The sequence below is a fragment of the Candidatus Hydrogenedentota bacterium genome (genome assembly GCA_016791475.1).
Classification (GTDB): domain Bacteria; phylum Hydrogenedentota; class Hydrogenedentia; order Hydrogenedentales; family JAEUWI01; genus JAEUWI01.
In genome coordinates this window covers 103751-126025 of the sequence record JAEUWI010000017.1, presented here as the reverse complement: position 1 = coordinate 126025, position 22275 = coordinate 103751, and the positions used below count along the sequence as shown (strand labels likewise).

Below are 22275 nucleotides of genomic sequence, written 5' to 3'. Positions count from 1 at the left end.
CTGGATCGCGTTTGCAGTATCTCCTATGTCACCCCTTGCGGGATTAGTCAATCCTCGTTCCCTATCCCAGGACTCGCTTCGCTCGCCCCTGGGCTACGATATGCCGTCCCTGCGGGACTAAAATCAACGTGACCTTACATTCAATCCACCGCGGCCCCTTTCAGGGGCCTTCCTCATACCACCGGTTCTACCGGTGGTTACTGATTTCCGTGGCATTCCATCCCAAAAGTCGCCGCCACTGCGGGATGCGTCACCTTCCCGTCACAGGTATTCAAACCAAGCGCGAGGGCCGGATCCTTTGCGATGGCCTTTTCAACGCCCTGGTCGGCGAGCACGAGACCGTAGTTCAGCGTCGCGTTGGTCAGGGCGTAAGTCGCCGTCTTCGGTACTGCCCCGGGCATGTTGGCAACGCAGTAATGGACCACGTCGTGGACGATAAACGTGGGGTCCTGGTGCGTGGTGGGGCGGGAGGTTTCGCAGCAGCCGCCCTGGTCGATGGCGATGTCCACAATCGCGGAGCCGGGGCGCATCTCGCGGATGAGTTTCTTGCTGATGAGCTTCGGCGCGAGCGCCCCAGGGCGGAGGGCCGCCGTGATGACGAGATCGGCCTGCACCACCTCCTCGGCGATGTTGGCCGTATTGGCCATGACGGTGGTGACGTGCCCGCCCATGATGTCGTGGATGTAGCGGAGGCGCGCGGGATTGATGTCGAGGATAGACACCTGAGCCCCCATGCCCACCGCCACCTGGCAGGCGTTGCACCCGGCGATGCCCGCGCCCAGGATAACCACACTGGCGGGGCGCACCCCGGAAACGCCGCTGAGGAGCATGCCCTGGCCGCCGGAGCCCGCTTCAAGGCAATGGGCGCCTTTTTGCACGGAAAGTCGCCCGGCCACTTCGCTCATGGGGATCAGGAGTGGGAGAGAGCCGTCTTCCAGTTGAATGGTCTCATACCCAATCGCCGTGACCTTCTTCTTCAGCAGGGCGCGGGTGAGGGCTTCGTTCGATGCGAGGTGGAGATAGGTGTAAATGATTTGACCCGCGCGCATCCAGTCGAGTTCGGGGCCGAGGGGCTCTTTCACCTTGACGATCATATCCGCGCGCGCCCAGATGGCGGCCGCACTCCTCACAAGGCGTGCCCCAGCCTTTCGATAGGCCCCATCGTCGATGCCGCTGCCCCGTCCCGCTCCGTGCTCCACCAGTACCGTGTGTCCGTGCTGCACGAAAGCGGCCACGCCGGAGGGGACCAGGGCCACACGATTTTCGTTGGATTTTATCTCCCTTGGAACACCGATGATCATGGGTGTGCTGCCTTTCGTCTCGTGATTGTTTTCCTTCGCGGCCTGCTAGCCCGCGCTTTGAAAAAACTGGACCAGTTCGGCGGCCAGGACGATGACCCAGACGACGATACTGATTCCCGCCGCCGCCGCCGCGATATCCTTGATGGCGCCGATGCGTTTGTCCTCCCGTGGCTCGATGAAGTCGCAGAGGGCCTCCGTGGTCGTGTTGAACATTTCGGCGATGAGCATCAGGGCCGTGGCCACGAAGACGATGAGGAAATCGACCCACTGATACAGGTAGCCGAAGAGGCCGAGGACGGCCAGGGAGAGGCCGAGTTTCCAGGCGACGCTGAAGTCGTAAAATACGGCATAGCGCAGGCCGGACACGCAGACCCGTAACTTTCGGATGGGGCTATAGCCGTGTTCGCCCGTGCCCAGAAACTTGTTTCGCATAGGAGGCCTCACATCGCGTAATTGCGTTCCAGTAGATTCTGCGCGACCCGCATTCGCGGGTCAAGTTGACCGGGAAATTTCTCCGCCCGCCCGGGCTTCGCGCGTTGTCTCCTTTTTCACCGGGGCGTGCGTATACTATAATGACGATTCAGGCGTTGTTCGCCTCCATTACAGGGCGACGCCCGGTCGGAGAGGGAAGAGGTTCATGCAGCAAAACAGTGGTTTTACGTTGATCGAACTCATTCTGGTGACCGTTATCATCGGCATACTGGCGGGCATGGTCGTGGTCACCTTTGGCGGGCGCGTCCAGGAGTCCCAGGTCCGTGCGGCCAAGGGCGACATCGCCAATTATTCGACCGCCGTGAGTCTTTACGCCCTGGATCACAACGACACCTACCCGGCCACCTTGGAGGGGTTGATGGTCAGTGGCGGAGCCGATCGGAACTATCTGAAAGAGTTTCGACCGGATCCCTGGGGCAATCCCTACAATTACAAGCCGGCCACCAGCGCCAAGCTGGCGGACTTTTCGATATGGTCATCGGGTCCCGACGGCGTTTCGGGCAACGAAGATGACGTGACCAGCACTTCCGCGACGGAGTGACCATGGGCTCGCCGAACGCCAGGCAGGGCGGCTTCACGTTCATTGAGATGATCGTGGTGATGACCGCGCTCGCGATTCTCACGGCGGTTGTCGTTCCCGTCTACGGCAAGTCCATCAGCGCAATGAAAGCCCGGACCGCCCGGGGAGACTTCGTGGCCGTGCTCCTCTTTGCCCAGGAGTTGGCGGTCCGGGAATCCCGGGAGATCCGACTCTGCCTGGATGAGGACGAAGGCACGTACTGGGTCGAGGGCTGGGTCTCGGGCTTCGGTGAGGACAAGCGGTTCGAGCCGTTGGTCGATGGGGCCCAGTCCGGCGTCCGCCAGTTCCCCGAATCGATCGAATTGGCGCGGGTGCGCGCGCGGGAAGATAGAAAGCGCGATGTCCATTTCATCGCCTGTTTCCCCAATGGCGCCTGTGATCGGGCCCAGCTCACGCTGAAGCGGGACGGGCGGGGCGAAGCGGACATTAGCATCGCCACAACCGGTAGCCTCGGCGGGGTGGAGGTGGGCACGTGAGACGCACCCGGGGCTATATCCTGGTGGAAGCGGTTACCGCGATGGCGGTGTTGAGCATCACGGCGCTGACCGTGCAGCGCGCCGTGCATACGGCGGTGCTGGCCCGGGGCCTGGCCCAGGACTACACGACGGCCCAGTTTCTTCTGGAGCGCATCGCGGCGGATCAGTCGCTCCAACCGCGGATTGCCGTTGGGGAAGAGCACGTCGGCGCCTTTCCAACACCCCATGATCGCTTTTCCTATCGATGGTCTCTGGAGAAAGTAGACGTTCCAATACCGGAACTCCCTCCCGGCCTGGCGCCAGCGCAGCGGACCGCTCTGAGCTCGGGACTGCTGACTCACATGGGCAGACTGCGCATCGAGGTGCACTGGAATCGGGGTGGCGAACCATTTTCCGCCATTGGAGAAACCCTCCTGGGCCCGGATCGGATTTGGATTGATCCGCAGGCGTCCCCGCCATGAGGATCACGCGCCAATCCAGGTCGGGCTTCACCCTGACGGAAGTACTCGTCGCTTCCATGCTGCTTTCCATCGTGATGACGGCGGTGTACACGCTGTTCTTTTCGGTGATCTCCACGTGGCGCTCGGAAGACAGCGACGAGGGACTCCACCGGCGCGCCCGCAGCCTGCTTGCCCTTCTGGAGCGGGACTATGGCAATCTGCACGCGGGCGGGAGCTACCTGTTCGCGGGGGAGAAGGACGAATTAACTTTGTATGTCGTAGCGCCTCCCATGGATGTGGAAGCGGGCGAGGGACGTCGTCTGATGCGGGTCCGCTATCGCTTTGACGCGGAGCAAGGCACCGTAACTCGGGCCGAAGCCGAGGTGGACGGCATGCTGCCCTCCACCGTCAACGCCGCCGGCGCCGGCGCGCCGATCGCGAGTCGAGTCCAAGTCGGGGAAGAGGCCGCTTTCGTCCTGGCGACGGGGGTGACGAAGTTTCAGATGAAGTACCTTTGGATTCAGCGTCCGGAGGGCGCCTACTGGCGGAGCAAGCCGGAGGCCGTGGTTCCCGTTTCACTGAATTATCATCGGTCCGGCTGGGGGCTGCCGCAGGCGCTGGAGGTGAATCTGACCTTGGCGGGAAGTGAACCGTCCCGGTCCCCGGTGGACGTTTCCGCGCGCTATCCCACCCGGGGTTTGAACCGCCAGCGGGATGCCTGGGAGCTGGCCCGCATGATGGAGAGCGGGCAATGAATCGCGCGCGCGAAGGATTCGTGCTCGTCAGCGTGCTCTGGGTTGTGGCGCTCCTGACGGTGATTACCCTTTCCTATCACCATAGGGCGCGGCTCGAAGTCCAGGCATCGCGCTACAGCCTGGATTCGAGCCAGGCGATGCTGGCGGCCCGCGGCGCGGTGGAGCGGGGTATTCTGGATTTGCGAAACAAATCTCTGCTTGATCAACTGGCCGCCCGCCCCGGCATGCCCGAAGGGGCCCCCCTGGTGTCGCTGGGGCAGCCCTGGGCGCGGGGCGGCGAACTCTACGGTGAGGATGGGCTGCTGGAGGCCGGGGAGACTTTTCGCGAAGATTCCGTGGGCTACACGATTAAAGATCTCGAGCGTTTCGTGAACATCAACACCGCCCCGGAGGCCGTGTTGGAAAAACTGCCGGGCATCAGCCGACCCGTGGCCCGCCAGATACAATTTCGCCGCAGTGGCGCGGATGACGCCGGGGCGCCATCCGGGGCCGGTCGCGTGTCTTTCCAGGATATCGCGGAGCTCAGGGGCTTACGCGGCATCAGCGACGAGGACTGGCTCGGCGGCGGGCGCGACGGGGCACTGCGGGACCTGATAACGACCTTTGGCGATGGCCGGGTCAACGTGAACACGGCGTCTCGTGACGTGCTCCGCGTATTGCCGGATGTCGACGAGAAGGCCGTGGAGGCGCTCGTGGCGGTGCGCAACGGGACCGATGGCCAGGCGGGGACGGCGGATGATCGGGGCTGGAGTGACTGGGATTCCTTTGCCACCGAGACGGGTATTCAAGGAGGGGCCCTCCAGTCCCTCAAGCAACTTTGCAAGTTCGATTCATCCTACTTTAAGATCGAAGGGGTGGCGACCCGGCGCGGGGGCAGGATCCGGTCGGCCTGTGCCGCGGTGGTTCACGTCACCGGTGAATCCGGTGTCGCAACGCTTATTTCCTGGACGGAGGAACCCCTTGGCGCGCAGTGAGTCAACCATCAGCGTTCTTCAACTCGAAGAGCACGCCGCGCGGCACGCGCGTTTCGCGGCGGATGAGGGCCTGCCCCGCCTTGAGCGGTCTTGCGCCTCCGAAATTCGGGACAAGGCGGCCCTGGTCGCCTTTGCCGGCGATTCGGAGTTGCCCAATCGGGACTTCGTCACAATCATCCCGCGCCATCAGGCCACCCTCAGAATTCTTACGCTGCCGTCGCGCGATCCCGCCGAAATTGCCTCCATGGTTTCCCTGGCCTCGGAAGAACTCGCCCCCTATCCCCGAGAGCAGCTTGTGGTGCGGCATCGCATCCTGGGCGCGATCGACACCGGGGAGTCGCGGGTGCTGGTGGCGCTGGTCCATCGGGACGTCATCGAGCAGCATGTGGAACGGCTTGGCGCGGCCGGCCTGGAGCCACGACACATATTTCTCAGTACCGCCTGCCTCCACGCCGCGGCATGCGCCTCGCCCGATGCGCCCGCCGGTTCCTATGCGCTCGCCTGCGTCTCCCCGGACGCCCTGGAGGTGCTCGTCATCCACCATGGCCTTCTGGCCTTCAGCCGGGGTGTGGCCCACCACGGCCCCTGGAACCTGGACGAGGCCGGCGACCGTGATGCGCTGGGCTACGAGATTCGCGACGCCCTGGCGGCCTGGCGCCGCGAGTCCGACACAGGCGAGGCCCTCGATCAGCTCTACGTGGTGGGAGACGGACTCGACGGTGATGCGCTGGCCACCACATTGAGTCCGGTCACCGGAAAGTCCTGTCGTCCCGCGCAGTTCCTTGCGGTATTCCCAGGAAATCGCCCGAATCAGGCGGGGGGGCCGGAAGACGCCGTCATTGCTTGCGGCGCGGCGTTGTGTGCGTGGGGTCGGGCCTCCCTGTCTTTCGATTTTCTCCCGCCCGCCATCGCGCAGTCGCGATCCGTGCGCGAGGTCCAGGCGGGAGTGCGCCGCGTTGCGGTCCTCGCGTGCGTGGTGCTGGGCCTGGCGCTGGCGGCCTTCGGCCAGTCGGTTTACCAGCGTCTGGCGCTCATCCATGAGCTTCGCGCACAGTTGGAATCCCTTTCGCCCGGTGAGGAGGATACAGCGGCGAGGCAGCGTGGGCTTCAGGCCATCGCGCGGCAACTGGAGCAGGGCGGGAACTTTCTGGCCCTGCTGGCCGCCGTGGCCGAGGCGGCTCCGGAAGAGGGACTTAACATCACGCGGGTGGAGTATGACCGGGAGACCGGCATGAACGTCTGGGGCCGCGCGCGCACGAAAGACCTGGTGCTCGGCGATTTCCTCGGTCGCTTGAGACAGATGGGCGAGGGCAGCCTGGCTCAACTGGCCCAGGCCCACAGCCAGTACGAGACGGCGGGCGAGGAACGGGGCCAGCAGATTGTGAATTACCATATCGCCATACCGGCGCTTTCCGAGGAGCCGTCCCGTGACGTTTCTTCACCGGCTCGTTGATGCGTGGTCGCGGCGCACCCCGCGCGAGCGCCGCCTGGCCGTGGCGGTGGCCGCTCTTGGGTGCGTCCTGAGCGGTGCGCTGGCGTGGAAAGCCGCCGCCGGGCTGCTGGACCGTCTGGATCGCGAAATAGGCCAATTGAGCAATGAGATCCTCAATGCTTCCCACCAGCAAGCGATTCGAGGGCGGGTTGAGGCGCGTTTCGCGCAGGTGGCCAACCAGCATTCCAGCGCCTGGACAGCGTCGGAGATCCGGGACCGGCTGCGCCAGGAGATTTATCGGCTGAGCAATCTGGAACCTCCGGCGCTCGATGCCGCGGGGATCCCCGCGAGCACGAACAACGAAAGCGGCTTTCTCGTGGAGGTGCCCGAGTTGGGCGCCGGGCGCTTGATCGACGGGGGCGAAGGCTATCGGGAGTATCAGATTGAGTTCTCCATTCCGCCGGTGCCCGTTCAGGACCTGACCGCCTATCTGGAGCGCCTGCTGGAGAGCCCCCAATCCCTGCGGATTGACCGTATCGACCTGCGCCGAGATCCGGGGCGCAGCGTATTCGCCTCCGATTTGGTCATCACCCGAACGGTGGTGGACGATCCGGGGGGCCTCGGTGCGACGGATGTGGTACTCAAGCCCGACGAATGGCGTTGTGACGGATGCACCGCGCAACTTGAGGAGCACCCGGGCGCGGAAACCGTGCTCGTGTTGACGGGCGGAAGCGGTGGGGGGAAGGCCACCCTGCCGCAGACGCTTCCCGCGCCCGGTCGTATCGACGTGGCGCTCGATCTCGCCTCAACGTCGGCGGGGCAACTCGGCGTGGCGGTCGATGGCGGGCCCCTGCCCGGCACGGGCGAAACGGCGCTGAAGGACGACGGACATTTCTATCGCTATCGTTTCCAGCTTGCCTTGCCGGCCGCTTCGGGCGGGCGTGCGGCGGTGTCGCTTCCCGTGCTCACCTGGACCCGGCCCGAAGGCGTCCTGCGAATCCGGCGCATGCGGGTGACGCCCGCGTCAGGGGGTGACCATGGTCGCTAAGCTGACCCGCGTGACCCTCGCCCTGTGCGCGCTCATCGTGCTGCGAATACTCTTTCAGTCTTTCGCGAACCCCATGGACGAAATTCGCGCCGATCTCGCGCGGGAGCTGGCCCAGGCCCCAGCGGGACTCGGGAGCGGGGGCGAAGGCCAGGACTTCGCCGCACTGCAGAACCGCATCGCCCGGCGCGCGTCGCTCTGGCGGGAACTGATTGCCGCGCCCGCCGAGCCGCAGAAAGCGCCCGAGGCCCCCGCGGGGCCCAAAGCGCCGAATCTAGCGGAACGATTGAAGGAGGTGTCAATAGGGCGGGGCCAGATCGGGACAAACAAGATTCGCGTTCATACGCCCGAAGCGCCCGATGGCCAGTGGATGGCGATTGGCGCGGCGATCAACGGGTGCACGCTGGAATCCTTCACGCGGGACGAGGCGATCTTCACGTATGATTGGAAAGCGGGCGGTAAGAAGTTGTCCATCGCCCTGCCGCGCCCCTGATTGCGCGGGTCGGATATTTGTGTTCCGGCCCCTGTGCCCATGTGTGTTAGAATCCCGAATCGAATCGGGTGGTTGGAGCGAGCCGGAATCGACCGTCGGGAGAGTGGCTCTTTGGTTGTGGAATCCCTATGAGTGTGATGCGCATTCGAATCGCGATGTGGGTGCTTGTTGGCGCGTTGTCTTGCGTCGGCGGGATTTCGGCCCAGGAACAATCCCCCACATCGCCCCGCCCGCGTCCGGGCATCCCCCTGGATGAGAATCTGGTGGAGACAGGCGCCACTCGTCCGGATGACGAATCAACCTCGCGGTTCGGCAACGATGGGGGCCGCTTCGGCTCGACACGGGATAAGAACTCCACCAGGGACGCGCAGCAGGACGGAAAGACGCCTGCAATTCGCCACACCCGCGAGAGCGAGACGGAGGTCCAGCCCGCGCCAGGAAAACGGGTGGTCACCGGACGAGCCCAAGCCGAGAAAGCCGCGCCGCGGGGGATCGTGAGCGGCGGCCCGAGCGCCACGCCGGCCAGTGGGGTTGCCCCCGAGGAGCTTTCGAGGCCGAAGGTCCCCGCAGGCAACCCGGCCGAACCCGCCACCGCCTTCGAACCCATCCTGGAACGCGAAGTCGAGTACGGGCCACTGCCCGAGGGCGGCGAAGTTCTGCTGGACCTGATGGGCCCCAAGACGGTTCCCGAATTCATGGAGGACATCCGAGTCGCCACGCTCTGGAACATCCTGATTTCGGAAGAAGTCCGGGAGAAGACCCTCGAGTTCTGGATCACCGAAGCGACGCCGCAGCAGGCCATGGAAATCCTTAAGTTCCACGATATTTACTACGAGTACGATCCTGAATCGAAGTATCTCTACATCATGTCCGTGGAAGAGTGGCAGCGCAAGCAGTTCGGCAAGGTCGAAGAACACAAGTTCGTCCTCGAGCACGCGGAGAACGCCACCATCGAGCCCCTGTTGGCGGCGATGCTTTCAAGCGCGGGAAGGCTCGTGGCGGATGCGCGGACGCGTCACATCTACGTGTGGGACACCCCGGACAACCTGGCGCTGATGGAAAAGGCGGTGGCCGAGCTGGACGTGCCCCTGCAGAAGCGTGAATATAAGGTTTCCTTCGCCGAATTCGCCGATCTGGAGGCGGCCTTCACATCCATGCTCAGCCCGGCCGGCAGCCTGCTCCCCGACAGCCGTACCAACACGATCATCGTCTGGGATCAGTCCAACGTCCTGGAGCGCATGGACGGAGCGCTCGAATCACTGGATGTGCCTGTGGCGTCGAAGACCTTCTATATGAACCATGTTCATGCGGACGATATGCTGGATTATCTCGAAGTGATGGTTTCCGATCGGGGCGTCATCCAGGTGGACCCCCGTTACAACGCGATTATCGTGAGCGATCTTCCGGGGCGTCTGGAGAAGATCGCGGAAACGCTTAAGACGCTGGATCAGGCCCTCGATACGCGTACCTGGGTCATCGACTATGCCGATCTGGAGTTCCTCGCGGAGCAGATCGAATCTAAGATCCCGGCGGAAATGGGGGAGATTGTGGTGCAGGAAGACGTGCACCAGATCACCGTTACCGGTATACCTTCGCGTCTGGACGAGATCGACAAGCTTATCACCGCGTGGGACGTGCAGCGTAAGCAAGTGCAGATCGAGGCCTTTATCGTGGAAGTGGGCAGCGATGTGGAGCGCGAGTTCAATATCAACTGGTCCTACTTCGGCTCGAATGGTCAGTCGCCCATCTTCTACGATGGCGGCGACGGCTTCAATCCCGAAGGGGGCAACCTGAATATCGGCCAATTGCCTTACACCGTGCCGCTCTATGGCGCGCTGGAGCTTGACGACAACGGCCAGATTGTGCGGCCGATTGTGACCAATACGGAAGGGGAGAACGTCATCGATCGGGTGGCGGGCAACAACCTCGCCGTCACGCTTGAATATCTCGATAAGCAGAACAAGGCGACCGTACTTTCGTCGCCCCGAGTCGCCGTGCAGGACGGCGAAGAAGCCTCCTTCGAAAACAAGACCGAAGTGCCCTTCGTCTCCGCCACGACATTCTTCAGCAGCAACTCCCTGAACAATTTCGGGAACACGAACAACACGAACCGCGTCGAGTTTATCGATGTGGGCACCATACTCCGGGTGCTGCCGCGCATTACCACGAAGGACAATATCCTCCTCGATATCAGCGCGGAGGACAGCACCTTTGTCGAAGTGCGCGTGCTGGCGAACGATCAGGAGTCCACCGTGCCGCAGAAGACCCTGCGCAAGGCCGAGACCCAGTTGCGCATTCAGTCGGGCGACACCGTGGTGCTTGGTGGCCTCCGCCGCGATCGCTCGGGAAAAACCGAGACCCGCACGCCCATCCTGGGTGACCTCCCGGGCATCGGGCGCATTTTCCGCTATCCCAACAAGAAATCCGAGAAGAGTTCGCTGCTCATCTTTATCACCCCCACCATCGTGGACGAGTTTACCGATCCCCAGGCGTCTATCCTGGCCTCGGTCGAAGAGTCCATCGCCGAAGAGCACCGCCACAACCAGAAAGACCTCTGGGGCCGGATCGCGGACACCGTTTCTAAAAAGGAAAATGAATTGATCATCGCCGTCGGTCAGAGTGGCGACATGCGGGTCGAAGGAGAACGGGCAACCGTGGAAGACCTGCGCACCCTCTTCGCAGAGGCCCCTGCGGATGTCACGGTGGTACTGCGCCGCCATCCCCGTGCGCCCGCCGAAATCACCACCGCAATCCGGGAACTCGCCCTTGAAATGGAGCGAAAGCTGGAAGACGATGACAACTTCATCCCCCTCGTGCCCCGCTATCCGGAGGAAACGAAGGAGTCAAACCTGGTCGGTGCAACGCCATAGGAAGGGTGGAGAATCCCCCCCTTTTTTCACCATAGAAATACACGTGATATCACGGGAGATTCCAGAAGAGCGAATCGGCTTACCACCAAATGCAACGCGCCCGGTATCTCCGAAGAGGTACCGGGCGCTGAATGTTTTCTACGTATCGGATTCCGCGGTTCAGGAACCGGAAGCGGCCAGAGCGGCCTTGCGGCTGCCACGGGGATACTTGGTGAACTTGCCGGCCTTGATGTAGCGCGCGCAAACCTTCACCTTGTGTACCCGGCCATTCTCATCGACCACGCGGATCGTCTGAAGATTCGGCTTCCAGCGGCGCTTGGAGATGCCGGTCACGTTAAGACCGATACCGCCGCCCTTCTTCGCCTTACCGCGACGGACGACCGTGTTGCCCGTGTGGGGGCGCTTTCCGCTGTATTCACAAACTCGTGCCATTGTTTTCTCCTTCTTGAACATGCTCCGCAGGTCAGTCTCGCCCTCGAAGGCGCTGTGCTGAGCCCGGATGTTCATGCACTGCGTCACACAGCGCGGTTTCAATACTCGTAAGAGCCCGTGCAGGACACGGCATACCCTGCACAGACCTGCAACTTTCGTAAATGCGTTGGGATTACCCCAATGGGCGTGGTATACTGCGCCCATCAAACCGGCACACTATACCATATGGCCCGGGGGATTTCAAACCTCGCGCGGCCTTTCCCATCCTGTCTATTTCCAACACGATAAAGAGCGGCGCATGCGTTCCATTATACTGCTTTTAATTCTAATTCTGCCGATTGCAGGCTGTGTTCACACCCGGCAGGGCGCCACCCAGGCCGCGCTACCGCCCGGTGCGCCCCAGCTGGAATCCATCCTGAAAGATCTGCAGGCGCCGGACCGCCATTTCGCCAACCTGGCCAGCAATGGCGAAATTCGCATGCGTCTGCCCGGCGAAGCCGGCATCCAGCGCTTCACTCAGGGCCGCCTGCACTTCGTCGAGCCTGCGCAGTTTTTCGCCCAGGGCCGAAAAGGGGCCGTGGTCCGGATCTACTGTGAAGGGGGACGTTTTCTTCTCGAACTGCCCTCGGAAAAGACCTTCTACCATGGGGCGGAGGGTGACCACTTCGAAGACATCGCCCTGGATATCGCCCCGTCCCAAATCTTCCGTGAACTCTTCCTTATCGGCCTCCTCGATGGCATCGCTCCTGAACGCATCGTTCTGGAGTCCTACGATTCCGGGACAGCCCAGGCGGTGCTGGCGGTGCACGGCGAGGGGCGTCGCAGGAAGGTGGAGCGCAGGCTGGTCGTCGCGCAATTGCCCGAAGGATGGTGCGTGATGGAAAGCCAGCTCTTCGACGACCAGGAGTCCCTGATCGGCCGCACAACCTGCGAGGCCTACCAGCGGCTGGGGGGGATCATCCTGCCGACGCGGTCCACGGTGACCTTCCCGGCCTACGAGGCCGAGATGAGTTTCTACATGAGCCCGCCCTCGGTCAAAGTGAATCAGGCGACCCCACCCGCGATGGAAAGTATCGACGCGAAGCGGGCGGAGTTGCTGGCGGCGGGTTTCAATGAAGTCAATGGAACGAAACAGAAAGCAGGTGTGGAATGAAACTGGCCCTCAGCGATCTTAGCAAGGCCGAACTGGCGGAACGCCTTGGCCTGAAACCCTTCCAGGGACGCCAGCTCTTTCAATGGATCCACCAGAAGCGGGTCTTCGACTTTGCCGCCATGACCAACCTCTCCAAGGAACTGCGCGAACGACTGGAGGCCGAAGCCGTCGCCTCCCAGTTGGAGCTCGTGGAGATGCAGGTCTCCAAATTGACCGGCACGAAAAAAGCCCTCTTCCGCCTCCACGACGGCGAGACCATCGAGTCCGTGCTTATCCGCGATAGAAAGCGCGCCACCATCTGCGTGTCGTCGCAGGTGGGCTGCGCCCTCAAGTGCGACTTCTGCGCCACGGGCCTCGCCGGCTTCACGCGCAACCTCAGCCCCGGCGAGATCGCCGAGCAGGTCCTCTACATGCTCCGCGACGAAAATATAGAAGAGCGCACGCCCAACATCGTTTACATGGGCATGGGCGAGCCCATGCGCAACTACGACAACGTGACCGCCAGTATTCGACTGCTCATGGACGAAGACGGCGTGGGCATCGGCGCGCGCAAGATCACCGTCTCCACCGCGGGCGAAGTGAAAGAGATCGAGCGCTTCACCGGCGAAGACTGGCAGGTCCGCCTCAGCGTGTCGCTCCATGCCGCCAACAACGAACTCCGTTCCCGCCTCGTTCCCCTCAACCGCAAATACCCTTTGGAACGGCTCCATCAGGCCCTGCGCACCTACACCGAGCGCGCCGAGCGCCAACTGACCTTCGAATGGACCATGCTTAATGGCGTCAATGATACCCCCGAATGCGCCCGCGAACTCCTCGAATACTGCATGGGGATCAAAGTTTCCATCAACCTCATTCCCTGGAACCCTGTCTCCGGACTGCCCTACACACCCTCGCCCATGGCCGCCTGCCTGCGCTTCCAGAAGATTCTGGAGCACGGCGGACTTACCGTCACGGTCCGCCGCGAAAAAGGTCAGGACATCGATGCCGCCTGCGGCCAACTCAGAAGAACCCACGGGGCGGCGTAGCACGCACGGGGACGGTCCAGTGCCAGACCTCCGCCCCGCGAAAGCGCAGCCAACGGGAATCGTATTGTGGCTCCAGTCGGCGACGGGCCGATAGGACTTTTCTTTCACGGGACGGTCCCTTTTCGGTCCTTTGGGGTGTACAATTCCAGAAGCTGGAGGGCTGTATCGTGTATCGTCCGAGTCGATCCTTCGTAAAGATAAGCGTTCTCCTTGCGGCGTTGATGCTTGTGGCGCTCTGGCTCTTCCGAATCGAACTGCAGCTTGGCGTATCCATTCCTGTCGCCGCAGTGAGGTGCTATGTGGAGATAGAAAACCAATCGGATTCAGAGCTTTTTCTCAGCGTCAGCCACGTCAACGACGTTACCTTTGGCACCTATAGTGCGCGCCAGGAATATGGGCGGCGAGTGCGTGGCTGGGTCCGCCGAACGGAGAAGATTCTGGCGCCGGGCGAAAAATGGCTGGCATGCCTGTTGTCGGAGAACGAGACAACGACCGGCATGATTCAGGTCGTGGCCTGCACAAGACTCCGAGAAGACGAGGAGCAAAAGATCGCGATGTGCCTGCTTCCGTGGAGTGCGGCACACTTTCTGGGAAGAAGCCATGTGGGCGCACCGCCCCAATTTTCAGCATTGAAAATTGATGATGCGGACTTGGGGCCAGGCAACTTGAGCGAGATTAAGAAGATCAGTATCGAGGCGTTGCCTTAAATCGCGTTCCGGCCTGTGTAACCGGCGAGGCAGTACATTACTGGGAGCGGCCGCAAATGAATGCAAAATGGGTAGGCGTGTTTATCCTGCTGGCCATAGTGCTTTTAAGCATCGTTGGCGGCGTGATGGCGATTGGCGCCCGCTGGCGAGCCAACATCCGTACCGCCGTTAATGCCACCATCGAATGTGCGAACAGGACAGAATGTGGTCTTACTGCGAAGGTGGCGGGGGCGGAGAGCCTGATCGGGTTTACGCCGGAGCAGATTCAGTCGGTCGATTTTTCCAATCCATACCGAATTATTGTGAATACGGATTCGGCGACTTTCTATTTGTTCGAGTTCCACTCTTCGGAGTCAAGCGCCGCATACCGATTTGATCGCGTCGAAAAGCACCGATGGGTCGGCGCAGAGAAGGGGGGCTTGTATGAATGAGTTATCCGATGGACGGTGTCCAGTCAAGCGGATTCAATGGGACTCAGGCATTCCTGCCTGAGAGATGGGCTACCCTAAAGTAGCCGCTATTCCTCCCGCCTCATCACCGATTCCAAAAGCGCGGGACGGTCCCGAACGCGCGGCGTGCCTCGACGTGTCTCGTCGATCTTTTGAATGCGAAGCTTCATTCCCGCCGTCAGCGTGACTCTGCGTTCAGGACAGTCCCGTAGTTCCGCATTCACTGGGTTCCACAGTCGATTGTATAATGGCCCGGTCCGGCGGAGAACACATTCGATGCGTTTTCAGTCCTTCGCGGGAGCTCGGGCGTGATGCCCGGCGCACCGAGGTGCTGGGGGATGATGAGATCGGCAGTGGTGTTTGGTGGAATCGTTACTTCCAGCAGGAAATGTCCGGGACTCCGCTCCCATCGCACATCGATGCGGCCTCGGGGTCCGTCGAAGTAGCCTTCGGCGTGGGCAAGATCGCCCACGGGGTTCGGGGCGATGCGCAGGTGCTCGAACCCGACGCTGGTGTCGGCCTGGCGGATGCCTAGGAGATGGCCCTGGAACCATTCCTGTACCTGGCCGAACATGCAGTGGTTGAGGGATTCGCCGGGCTTGTCCCAACGCTCGGAGAGGGTCTTCAGGTTGTATTTACGCAGCATGACGCCATAGCCCGGCGGGTCCGTGCGATTGAGAATCTTGAACAGCACATCGGAGCGCCCGCCCTCGGCCAGGCTCTGGACGAGGAAGCGAAAACTTACTTCGCCGATGGTGGGCCGGTACGCCATAGACTCCACCGCCGCGACGAGGTTATTCAACACGGCGGGCCGATCCTCGTCGGGCACCAGTCGAAAGAAGAGCCCCACGGCCAGCGCGGTCTGGCTGCCGGTCGATACGGAGTGGGTGGCGCTGTCGTAATACGCGGCCAGGAAATCCCGCCTCACTTCATTCGCGAGGGCGTTGAATTCGTCGGCGACATCGGGTCTGTCAAGCTGCGTCGCCACCGTCGCCATGATGCGCGCGTCGTCGAAAAGCATGGCCGTCGCAGTCAGTTCCGGCGGCGTCAGTTGGGCGGGACCCACGTGGCCCTTCTCCGGGGTCCAGTCGTACCAGTCGCCCAGGCCGGCCTTGGCGAGCCCTTTCCCGTCTCGGGTGCTCGCGAGATAGCGGGTGTAGCGAAGCATGGTGTCAAACTGCCGCGCCAGGATCTCCCGGTCGCCGTACCAGCGATAGAGGAACCAGGGCAGTTGCACCGAGGCGCTGCCCCATTCAGCGGACTCAAAGAATCCGCCTTGGAAGCGCGTGTATTCCGGCGCGATGTCCGGTACCAGGCCATTGTCGAGCTGGGACTCGGTGGTGTCGCGGCATATCTTGCGGTACAGCGCCGCGATGTCGAAATGGTAGGCGATGGAAGGCCCCATCAGGTGGGATACTTCGAGCCAGCCGAGTTTTTCGCGGTGGGGACAGTCGGTGAGCACGCTCTGGAGGTTGCTGCGGACCGACCGGTTGATCATGGATTCGATATCGTTCAAGAGCGCGTTGTCGCACTGAAACGCACCCACGGGCCGCGCCGAACTGGTGACGAAGTCCGCGCCGATATCGAGCAATATCGGTCGCGCGCCAGGCTCGGTAACCTCCTCTGTTCGATCGGCGCCCGAGACAAAGAGGTACTGAAAGCCGAAGTAGGTAAAGCGCGGCGCAAAGAACTCTTCCCCACCGCCTTTCAGGGTGTAGGTGTAGGCGTGGCCCTTCCAGGGGGCATCGGGAAGTTCGGAAACCTGAATGGTGACGGATTGCCCCGCCGCGCCTTTCACCCTCAAGATCGGACGGGCGGAGAGATTCTCGCCCAGATCGACAACATACTCGCCGGGGCTCTTGCGCGTGACGGTCACCGGCTTCAGCGTGCGCGCCACCTTGACGGGCGGGAAGTCCTGTTCGCGCAGTACCCCGCCGGGCCCTTCCACCACGCGGACCGCTTTCCAAGTTGCGTCGTCGAAGTCCGCTGTACTCCAGCCGGATTGTTCAAGGCGCGCGTCATAGTCCTCGCCGCCGTAAATGCAACTGAAGGTGATGGGGCTCGGCGCGCTCCGCCAGGTCGCATCGGATTGGAAGGTGTCGGCGCTCCCGTCCTCGTACTCCACTTTCAACTGGAGCATGAGTTTGGGCTCGCCGAAGGAACCGGTGAACTTCGTGTAGCGTCCGCCGGTGACGTTGTACATGCCGTTGCCCAGCATGACGCCAAGGGCATTGGCGCCCGGTTTCAGCAGCGCCGTGACATCGAAAGGCACGTAGAGACAGGTCTTCCGGTAGTTGGTCCAGCCGGGGTCCAGGAAGTGGTCGCCGCATTTCTGCCCGTTCAGGTAAAGCTCGAATTGGCCCAGCCCGCAGACCCACGCGGTCGCCCGGACAGTTTTCTTGTCCCGGATCTCGAAGGGTTTGCGCAGCAGAGGCAGTTCCGTGCCCGCGCCCGCGATCCATTGGCCCGTCCACTCGACCGGTGTAGTCTCGGCGGCCGGGGCGAACTGGGTCAAAAGCATCAAAGCGAGAATGCATTTGAAAAGGGTGGACATGGGCGAAACCTCCAGACGATGTTTTCCCCCGGATTTAACAATGCTTGAGCGGCCGTTGAGTCAACCGCGACGCCGGGTCAGCAGACCTGGTGGCAGTCCAGATTCAGGAGTCCCGCGAGTTTTTTCAGCCGTGGGGCGATGTGTCCCGTCCCGATGGCCATGTGGTGGGCCGGACCCTGCTCCGCCCAGGCATTCACGAAGGCTTTCGCGCCCAGGCTGAATCGGTAGCGGCTGTTGGTGTTGCCAATCTGCAGCACGGGGCCGGGCACGCTTTCGCCCTCGGCGATCAGCAGCCGCGCGCTTCCGCCCCGACCCTGCACAATAGAGAGTAGCGTCACGGGGCCATGTTTCACCGTCATCTGGATGGACAGGCCCGTCCCGGGCTTGCCGTGATACACCGGCAGGGGCACCAGGGCAACGCGGCCCTCGGCGATGGCGGGGTGGGCCGGGCCGTCGTGGCCGAGCAGGACGATATCATCGTCGAAGTCCATGGCGTAGAATTCGGAGAAGCTGCCGCCGGTGCCAAAGAGGTCCATGATCTTCATGGCGAGGGCGTTCTTGATTTCGCACTCGCCGGCCACGGGCACGCCGTGCATGGTCAGGAGCGTATTGCCCGCAATGACGGAGGTGACGATGTTCTCGTACTCGTTCGCCGGTTGGCCTTCGTAGTAGTAGGCCATGGCGTCGAGGCGATTGTGCATGACGAGGGCGTCGAGCGCCACGGAGGTCCGGGCCGCCCGCTCCAGTTCTACGGCGTTGCACGCGGGCTCCACATCAAAATCCCGCTGGAACTGATCCAGCTTGCTTTGAATCGCCGCGCCGTCCGCCGCTTCACGGTGGCGTCGCAGTTCGCACATCTCCAGCAGTTCGAAGTGAACGCCAAAGTCCACGGCCAACTGGGTCATGTCGGAGTAAACATCGAGCATGCCGCAGTAATAATGGCCCAGCACGCCCACGCGCGCATTACGCAGTCGTGAGGCGACTTTCGCCGCGGCGACCCAGTCCAGGATTTCCGTCCACGCTTCCGGATCGTCGAGGGTGCCGGTCACCAGGTGGTAGTCGATGCCGGCCCGGTTGAAGACCGAGGCGATCTCCGGCGCGGAGCAGGCCTGGCAGTGGGCGAGCCACTCGCCCGTCATTTTGCCGCGATCACCCAGGGCGTTGAAGGACGCATAGTCGATAGCGCGCACGGGCTGCAGATTCAGCACCAGGACCGGCACTTTCGCGCGCTGCACCACAGGCAGCACCGTGGAACTGAGGGCATAGGTGGAGACGTAGAGGAGGATGATTTCCACGCCTTCGCGGGCGAGCATGTCGCCCACCTCGCGGGCCCGATCGGGATTATCCACTACGCCGGTATTCACGACATCGAGTTCGGAGTCCGCGCTCGTCAGGCGCTCGGCGATGCCGCGCTGATAGCCCTGGAGTCGCTCAAAGAGCCCTTCAAACTGGGCCCAGTAGGTGTCCAGACCAATTCCGTACAATCCAATTTTCATGGGGAAGTCCGCTCCCTGATCAGCCGGCCAGATAGTTGCCCACGCCGACCACGATGGTGGACAGCACCAGCACGGCGATACCCGTCGCCAGAGTGACCCGGGTCGGCCGCTGGGTGCCCTTCCACTCGCCAAAGAGGAGGCCCCAGGCATTGCTGAAGGCAATGATAAAGGCCATGTGGATGGTCCAGCTTGAAAAGTCGTAGGCGCCCATCATCGTGGTCGCCATGCCATAGAAGAAGAACTGTAGATACCAGGTGCAACCTGCGATGGCGGAGAAAAGGTAGTTCCACAGAATCGGTGCGTCTCCGGCATTTCCGTAGTCGCGGTAACTCTGGTTGCGAACATTCAGGTAGATGCACCACACCAGATTCGTGGTGAGGCCGCCGCCGAGGGACACAATGAGCACGGGCAGGTTGACGAAGGTGGGGGAGACGCCCGAAGCCAAAGCGGCATCGGAAATGGGTTTGCCCGCAGCGAAGGCAAAGGCCATGCAGGCGCTCATGACACCGGCGAACACCGCCACCCAGAGGCCATGGATCAGATTAAACTCGACGGCGCCTTCTTCCTTCTTGCCCAGGTCCACTTCACGTTCGCGGCGGATGCCGGCTCGGCCGCAGACGGCAATACCCGCCAGGCAGACGATCACACCGAAGAGGGTGGTGAGCCCGGACGAGGTGACGATGAGATCCATGAAGGTGCCGAGAAAAAGAGGTGGGATGACCGTACCGAAGGCGGCGCAGAAACCCAGCGCCACGGCGTAGCCCAGGGAGAGGCCCAGATAGCGCACGGACAGGCCGAAGGTGAGTCCGCCAATGCCCCACAGGAGGCCAAAGAGATAGGTGCGGAAGATCGCTCCGCCCGGCGCATTCAGTAGCGCGTCAAAGCCGGAAGGCGCCAGGATGGCCACGCCAATCAGGGGCGCAATGAGCCAACTGAAGATTCCCCCCACAAGCCAATAGGACTCCCATTGCCAGTTGCGCACCCGCGTATACGGGATATAAAAACTGGCGGCGGCAAGTCCGCCCACGGCGTGTAACAACACCCCTGATGCTGGATTCGGTTCCATCGTTCCCCATTTCCAACCCCGCGTAGTATGGCGCAATGAACGCGACCGTTACAAGGGGAAAAGTGAGCCGCCCGATCACACTAAACCCCAATGGGATTTTCGGAGTATCGAGCGGGGACTTTCCAGCCCCCGTATGGTGCAGGCCGAACCACGGACAAAGCAGGCACATTTTCTTATGATCAAGAGGAATACACCGATATGGTTGTGGTCATCGTCCCCCAATGACCTTCCCTACATGCCCCTGTCTATGGATAGGATGAGCTTCAGGATACGTGCGGCGTCGTGGAAGTCGTGCTTAATGAGTTTTGCCACCTTCGCATAAGCATGCGTCGATTTGACGAACAAGGCGAAAAAATACGGATCGACTTGCTCGGGGAGCAGTGGGCAGGTGAAGGGTGCTTCGACCACCTGGCCCGTAACCAGGTTCTCGAACAGGCGATGCTCTCCGTGTTCGTCGGTTGACCAATCTCGCGATAGGGTTCCGTCCGAGTACTTTCGTTGGAGGGACGTGCATGTTTCGATGTACGCGTCCACGGCAAGTTTGGCGTCCTGCGTGTGCGATAACACCAGCGATGTGTCGACAACCGGCATCACCGTAACCCAGTCAGTGGCTTGGTCTGATCCACTGCAAAACACGGAACACTCGGACATCGCCGTAGTGAGTTCGCCAATGATTCTCTGCGTGTCTGCGCTACGAAGTCTGGGGAATTGCAACACGAGGTGGTGGTCGGAGCTGAGTATTTCCCGAATCTTCGGGATTGATGGTATCTCCGTCCGACTCGCGCAGTTGATCCTGATCGGCTTCGTCATAGAGAGCCCGTGCTCCGACAGCTTGAAGTACAAATTCAATTATCAATTGACCCTTGCGGACTTCTCAAGTCGTACAGAAGGCGGGTATTTACGCGTAGTACTTCGCCCGTTCTTCTAAGGCCCGCTCGATCTGTTTGCGCTCGCGCTGAAGCTCGAGGCGCAGTTCTTCTTCGCTGGGGAGAAATTGCAAATACTGCGAAGCAAAGAGGTGGCGGCCTTCGCTCAGCACGGAGTATTTTGCCACGGCCTCGCTCTTGTCGGAGCATAGGATGAGGCCGATGGTCGGGTTGTCTCCGGGCGTCTTGAAGCGATCCTCGAAGAGGCGCACGTAGCCGTCCATCTGCCCCACATCGCGGTGGGTCAGTTTGCCGTTCTTCAGGTCGATGAGTAGAAAGCACTTGAGGATATAATTGTAAAACACGAGGTCGATGTAGAAATCCTCGCCGTCGAATCGGATGCGACGCTGGCGCGCGACGAAGGCGAAGCCTTTGCCCAACTCCAAGAGAAAGGATTGGAGGTTGTCGATGATAGCCTGTTCGACATCGCTCTCGTGGAGTTCCGGTTTGTCGGGCAGGCCGAGGAATTCGAGGACATAGGGGGACTTCAGCACGTCGGCGGCGTTGAGGGGTTCGCCGGGGAGGCGTTCGCGATTCTTGGAGTCCGTTCCCACCGTGCCGCGATGGGCGACGATGCGCTGGTAGTAGGCGGTGTGGATCTGGCGCTCGAGCTGGACCTTGCTCCAGCCGCATTCGGCGGCTTCGCGCTCGTAGAAGTCGCGCGCGGCGGGGTCGTCCACGCGCATCAGGGCGCGGTAGTGGGACCAGGAGAGTTCCGGTAGAAAACCGCTGCCGGATTTAGTACCCGACGGGTACCGAATTCCAGCGGGAGCCAATTCCCTCCCCGGATGGGAGAGTCTTGCATCAATGGCCAATTCGTCACCCGTCGGGTGACGAATTCTAGCCATCCGGTCCGGGTAGGCCTGGTAGAACAGGCGAAAATATTTCAGATTTGTGGTGGAGAAGCCCTTCCCATAGCGCTTCGTCAGGCGTTCCGAGAGGGTATCTATGACCTGCTGGCCGTACTCCGCGCGCTCGGCGCCGCCCTGGAGTTCGTTCACGATCTCCCGCCCGATGAGCCAATAGGCGGTGACCATGCCTGTGTTGACCGCCCGGACGATGTTTCTCCGCGCCTCTTCGAGGATCGTGACGATGCGGTCGAATAGGGCATCGGGTTGTGTCGTCGGGCCGGGTGGTTTTCGCTTGCCCATAGCTCGCCTCCCTTAGTTGGATTTCAGGTTGGCGGGGGTTGTTAGATTCGTGCCAGCCCCATGAGTATAGAGGTATGGGGTAGCTTGATCAATGGTCCGGCGCTACTCCGCCACGACAGAATTCGGCGACTGCCCCAGAAAGGTCCTCGGATTATCCCACGTCAGCTTCCGGATGGTGGCTTCGCTGTGGCCGCGTCGCTTGTGTTCGATGCGGGCTTTGGGGACGGCGAGGGGATCGCTGATGCTCCGGTCGCAGGCGGAGTTCACCCAGAGGCGTTCGGTGCCGTACATTTCGATGATGTCGGTGGCGCGCTGGCGGGTGCATTCAGCAGCGCGACAAAGCCGGAAGGCGCCAGGATGGCCACGCCAATCAGGGGCGCAATGAACCAACTGAAGATTCCCCCCACAAGCCCGTAGGACATACGGTATATTAAAACTGGCGGCGGCAAGTCCGCCCA

At 61.8% G+C, this 22275-nt stretch carries 22 protein-coding genes; 13 read left to right on the top strand and 9 right to left on the bottom strand.

Going from position 1 to position 22275, the window contains the following annotated elements:
• Positions 1–197: 197 nt before the first annotated feature.
• Positions 198–1301 carry an alanine dehydrogenase gene (ald, locus tag JNK74_11410; protein ID MBL7646786.1) on the bottom strand — a complete coding sequence of 368 codons (1104 nt, stop codon included), beginning with the start codon at positions 1299–1301 and terminating at the stop codon, positions 198–200.
• 45 nt (positions 1302–1346) lie between these two features.
• A complete protein-coding gene (locus JNK74_11405; GenBank protein ID MBL7646785.1) occupies positions 1347–1733 on the bottom strand; it encodes a diacylglycerol kinase in 387 nt (128 codons plus the stop codon).
• 205 nt (positions 1734–1938) lie between these two features.
• On the opposite strand from JNK74_11405, the gene JNK74_11400 reads away from it, so the two are divergent.
• The 9 genes from JNK74_11400 to JNK74_11360 all read left to right on the top strand — a co-directional run bounded on the left by JNK74_11400 (position 1939) and on the right by JNK74_11360 (position 10858).
• The gene (locus JNK74_11400; GenBank protein MBL7646784.1) at positions 1939–2334 is read left to right on the top strand and encodes a type II secretion system protein GspG; all 396 of its coding nucleotides are present in this window, start codon (positions 1939–1941) and stop codon (positions 2332–2334) included.
• Positions 2335–2336: 2 nt separating this feature from the next.
• The gene (locus tag JNK74_11395; GenBank protein MBL7646783.1) at positions 2337–2849 is read left to right on the top strand and encodes a type II secretion system protein; all 513 of its coding nucleotides are present in this window, start codon (positions 2337–2339) and stop codon (positions 2847–2849) included.
• Positions 2846–3310: a hypothetical protein gene (locus tag JNK74_11390; protein MBL7646782.1), complete on the top strand. Its 465-nt coding sequence runs from the start codon at positions 2846–2848 to the stop codon at positions 3308–3310. Before JNK74_11395 ends, JNK74_11390 begins: the two co-directional genes overlap by 4 nt.
• Positions 3307–4044, top strand: a complete 738-nt coding sequence (locus JNK74_11385) for a prepilin-type N-terminal cleavage/methylation domain-containing protein (GenBank protein MBL7646781.1) — start codon at positions 3307–3309, stop codon at positions 4042–4044. The genes JNK74_11390 and JNK74_11385 overlap by 4 nt, the downstream gene beginning before the upstream one ends.
• Positions 4041–5018 carry a general secretion pathway protein GspK gene (locus JNK74_11380; protein MBL7646780.1) on the top strand — a complete coding sequence of 326 codons (978 nt, stop codon included), beginning with the start codon at positions 4041–4043 and terminating at the stop codon, positions 5016–5018. Before JNK74_11385 ends, JNK74_11380 begins: the two co-directional genes overlap by 4 nt.
• Complete coding sequence (locus JNK74_11375) at positions 5005–6471, top strand: hypothetical protein (GenBank protein MBL7646779.1); 1467 nt, start codon at positions 5005–5007, stop codon at positions 6469–6471. The genes JNK74_11380 and JNK74_11375 overlap by 14 nt, the downstream gene beginning before the upstream one ends.
• Positions 6446–7498: a hypothetical protein gene (locus JNK74_11370; GenBank protein MBL7646778.1), complete on the top strand. Its 1053-nt coding sequence runs from the start codon at positions 6446–6448 to the stop codon at positions 7496–7498. Before JNK74_11375 ends, JNK74_11370 begins: the two co-directional genes overlap by 26 nt.
• Positions 7488–7988, top strand: a complete 501-nt coding sequence (locus JNK74_11365; GenBank protein MBL7646777.1) for a hypothetical protein — start codon at positions 7488–7490, stop codon at positions 7986–7988. Before JNK74_11370 ends, JNK74_11365 begins: the two co-directional genes overlap by 11 nt.
• A 137-nt stretch (positions 7989–8125) precedes the next feature.
• Positions 8126–10858, top strand: a complete 2733-nt coding sequence (locus JNK74_11360) for a hypothetical protein (GenBank protein ID MBL7646776.1) — start codon at positions 8126–8128, stop codon at positions 10856–10858.
• A gap of 159 nt (positions 10859–11017) precedes the next feature.
• Here JNK74_11360 and rpmB read toward each other — a convergent pair whose 3' ends face one another.
• On the bottom strand, positions 11018–11290 hold the full coding sequence (rpmB, locus tag JNK74_11355) for a 50S ribosomal protein L28 (GenBank protein MBL7646775.1): 273 nt from the start codon (positions 11288–11290) through the stop codon (positions 11018–11020).
• A gap of 298 nt (positions 11291–11588) precedes the next feature.
• Here rpmB and JNK74_11350 point away from each other — a divergent pair, with 298 nt between their 5' ends.
• The 4 genes from JNK74_11350 (at position 11589) to JNK74_11335 (ending at position 14606) form a co-directional block, all read left to right on the top strand.
• The gene (locus JNK74_11350; GenBank protein MBL7646774.1) at positions 11589–12443 is read left to right on the top strand and encodes a hypothetical protein; all 855 of its coding nucleotides are present in this window, start codon (positions 11589–11591) and stop codon (positions 12441–12443) included.
• Positions 12440–13468, top strand: coding sequence for a 23S rRNA (adenine(2503)-C(2))-methyltransferase RlmN (gene rlmN, locus JNK74_11345; protein ID MBL7646773.1), 1029 nt, complete (start codon positions 12440–12442; stop codon positions 13466–13468). The genes JNK74_11350 and rlmN overlap by 4 nt, the downstream gene beginning before the upstream one ends.
• 167 nt (positions 13469–13635) lie before the next feature.
• On the top strand, positions 13636–14175 hold the full coding sequence (locus JNK74_11340; protein ID MBL7646772.1) for a hypothetical protein: 540 nt from the start codon (positions 13636–13638) through the stop codon (positions 14173–14175).
• 56 nt (positions 14176–14231) lie between these two features.
• On the top strand, positions 14232–14606 hold the full coding sequence (locus tag JNK74_11335; GenBank protein MBL7646771.1) for a hypothetical protein: 375 nt from the start codon (positions 14232–14234) through the stop codon (positions 14604–14606).
• 238 nt (positions 14607–14844) lie between these two features.
• On the opposite strand, the gene JNK74_11330 is transcribed toward JNK74_11335, so the two are convergent.
• The 6 genes from JNK74_11330 to JNK74_11305 all read right to left on the bottom strand — a co-directional run bounded on the left by JNK74_11330 (position 14845) and on the right by JNK74_11305 (position 22108).
• The gene (locus JNK74_11330) at positions 14845–17178 is read right to left on the bottom strand and encodes a family 78 glycoside hydrolase catalytic domain (protein ID MBL7646770.1); all 2334 of its coding nucleotides are present in this window, start codon (positions 17176–17178) and stop codon (positions 14845–14847) included.
• A gap of 77 nt (positions 17179–17255) precedes the next feature.
• A complete protein-coding gene (locus tag JNK74_11325) occupies positions 17256–18674 on the bottom strand; it encodes an L-fucose/L-arabinose isomerase family protein (protein ID MBL7646769.1) in 1419 nt (472 codons plus the stop codon).
• A gap of 19 nt (positions 18675–18693) precedes the next feature.
• Entirely contained in the window at positions 18694–19740 is a 1047-nt protein-coding gene (locus JNK74_11320; protein MBL7646768.1) for an L-rhamnose/proton symporter RhaT, read from the bottom strand.
• Positions 19741–19971: 231 nt separating this feature from the next.
• On the bottom strand, positions 19972–20331 hold the full coding sequence (locus JNK74_11315) for a hypothetical protein (protein MBL7646767.1): 360 nt from the start codon (positions 20329–20331) through the stop codon (positions 19972–19974).
• 307 nt (positions 20332–20638) lie between these two features.
• Positions 20639–21817, bottom strand: a complete 1179-nt coding sequence (locus JNK74_11310) for a DUF1016 family protein (GenBank protein MBL7646766.1) — start codon at positions 21815–21817, stop codon at positions 20639–20641.
• 102 nt (positions 21818–21919) lie between these two features.
• The gene (locus tag JNK74_11305; protein ID MBL7646765.1) at positions 21920–22108 is read right to left on the bottom strand and encodes a hypothetical protein; all 189 of its coding nucleotides are present in this window, start codon (positions 22106–22108) and stop codon (positions 21920–21922) included.
• Positions 22109–22275 lie beyond the last annotated feature (167 nt).